General features: G+C 73.2%; 2 protein-coding genes. One reads left to right on the forward strand and one right to left on the reverse strand.

The features are described from left to right. On the forward strand, nucleotides 1-1,306 hold a 1,306-nt coding region (locus CCN29_RS30660), incomplete at its 5' end, for an anthranilate synthase family protein (RefSeq protein WP_107481753.1). On the opposite strand, the gene CCN29_RS30665 is transcribed toward CCN29_RS30660, so the two are convergent. Beyond that, complete coding sequence (locus tag CCN29_RS30665) at nucleotides 1,258-2,253, reverse strand: 2-hydroxyacid dehydrogenase (protein WP_031061884.1); 996 nt, start codon at nucleotides 2,251-2,253, stop codon at nucleotides 1,258-1,260. The genes CCN29_RS30660 and CCN29_RS30665 overlap by 49 nt on opposite strands. Nucleotides 2,254-2,463: the final 210 nt, after the last annotated feature.

The raw sequence follows: 2,463 nt of genomic DNA on the forward strand, positions 1-2,463 counted from the left end.
GATGAACCCGATCAGCGGCACCTACCGCTACCCGGCCGAGGGCCCCACCCCCGAGCACCTGCTCCGCTTCCTCGCCGACGGCAAGGAGATCGAGGAGCTGTCGATGGTCGTCGACGAGGAGCTCAAGATGATGTGCACGGTCGGCGACCGGGGCGGGGTGGTGATCGGGCCCCGGCTGAAGGAGATGGCGCACCTCGCGCACACCGAGTACGAGCTGCGCGGCCGGTCGTCGCTGGACGTGCGGGAGGTGCTGCGGGAGACCATGTTCGCGGCGACCGTCACCGGCTCGCCGGTGCAGAACGCCTGCCGGGTGATCGAACGGCACGAGGCCGGCGGACGCGGCTACTACGCGGGCGCGCTGGCCCTGCTCGGCCGCGACGAGGGCGGCGCCCAGACGCTGGACTCCCCCATCCTGATCCGCACCGCCGACATCGACGCGGCCGGGCGGCTGCGGGTGCCGGTCGGCGCCACGCTGGTGCGCGGCTCGGACCCGGCCGGCGAGGTGGCGGAGACCCACGCCAAGGCGGCCGGTGTGCTGGCCGCGCTGGGGGTGCGGCCCGGGCGCCCGCGCGAGGAGTCCGTACGGCCCGGGCTGGCCGACGATCCGCGGGTGCGGGCCGCGCTGGACGGGCGGCGGGCCTCGCTGGCGCCGTTCTGGCTGCGGATGCAGGAGCGGTCGGAGGAGCTCACCGGGCACGCGCTGGTCGTGGACGCGGAGGACACCTTCACCGCGATGCTCGCCCATGTGCTGCGGGCGGCCGGCCTCGAGGTCACCGTGCGCCGCTACGACGAGCCCGGACTGCGGGAGGCGGTGCTGACGCACCAGGGCCCGCTGGTGCTGGGCCCCGGCCCCGGCGACCCCTCGGACACGGCCGACCCGAAGATGCGGTTCCTGCGGGAGCTGACCGCCGAGGTGCTCGCGGACGGCCGGCACGGCGTCCTCGGCGTCTGCCTCGGCCACGAGCTGATCGCGGCCGAGCTGGGCCTGGACATCGTCCGCAAGGAGGTCCCGTACCAGGGGGCGCAGACGGAGATCGACCTGTTCGGGCGGCCGGAGACGGTCGGCTTCTACAACAGCTTCGTGGCGACTTGCGACGAGGAGGCCGCGCGGGAGCTGGCCGCCCACGGCGTCGAGGTGAGCCGCGCCGCTAACGGCGAGGTGCACGCGCTGCGGGGGCCGGGGTTCGCGGGCGTGCAGTTCCACCCCGAGTCGGTGCTCAGCCTGAACGGGGCGGCCGTGGTGCGGGAGCTGATCGGTCAGCTGCGCGGCACCAGCACGTTCCCCGAGCGGCGGCCGGCGATGTAGTCGAGGACGTTGTCCAGCGTCGTGGAGACGATCTGGGTGACCGCGTCCGCGGTGTAGTACGCCTGGTGGGACGTGACCAGGACGTTGGGGAAGGTGACGAGGCGGGCCAGGGTGTCGTCGTCGACGGCCTCCAGGGACTTGTCGAGGAAGAACAGGCCCGCCTCCGCCTCGTACACGTCCAGGCCGACGCCGGTGAAGCGGCCGGCGCGCAGTTCGTCGACGAGCGCGGCGGTGTCGACCAGGCCGCCCCGGCTGGAGTTCACCAGGATCGCGTCGTCCCGCATGCTCTTCAGCGCGGTCGCGTCGATGAGGTGCCGGGTCTCCGGCAGCAGCGGGACGTGCAGGCTGACCAGGTCGGACTCGGCGAGCAGCTCCTCCTTGGGGACGTACGTCAGGCCCAGCTCCCGGCAGGCGGGGTTCTCGGCGGCGTCCCAGCCGAGCAGCCGCATGCCGAATCCGTGGGCGATGCGGGCGAACGCCTCGCCGATCTTCCCGGTGCCGAGGATGCCGGCGGTGCGGCCGTGCAGGTCGCGGCCCATCAGCCCGTCGAGACGGAAGTCGAAGTCGCGGGTGCGGGTGGAGGCGCGGACGATGCGGCGGTTGACCGCCATGGCGAGGGTCCAGGCGAACTCGGCGACCGAGTACGGGGAGTAGGAGGAGACGCGGGCGACGGTGATGCCGAGGCGTGCGGCGACGTCGAGGTCGACGTTGTTGAAGCCGGTGGAGCGCTGGGCGACCATCCGGGTGCCGCCGGCGGCGAGACCGGAGAGGACGTCGGCGCCGAGGTCGCAGTTGACGCTGGTGGAGATGATTTCGTGGCCGGCGGCGATGGGGGCGGTGTCGGTGTTCAGGAACACGTCGAGGGTGCGGACGGGGTGGTGGGGGGCGAAGGCGCGTTCGATGAGGGGCTTTTCGTCGGCTTGTACGCCGAAGGCGAGGATCTCCACGGGCCCCTCCGGGGGTTGGTGCCGGTTTGTTTCCCTGCGGGGAGCTTACGGGGCCGTCGGTGAGCTTGACGTGGGCCGAAGGGCCCTCGGTGTCGGTGCGGGGCGGGGGGTGTGCGCAGCCCGGCGTTTGCGGGGTGCCGTCGCGCCCACCCTCCCCCACTCTCGGCTTCGCTCGAGCGGGAGGTACCCCCATCGCCCCTGCGGCACGAC

Origin of the sequence: Streptomyces pseudogriseolus (assembly GCA_002154585.1) — a bacterium.
Lineage (GTDB): Bacteria > Actinomycetota > Actinomycetes > Streptomycetales > Streptomycetaceae > Streptomyces > Streptomyces pseudogriseolus.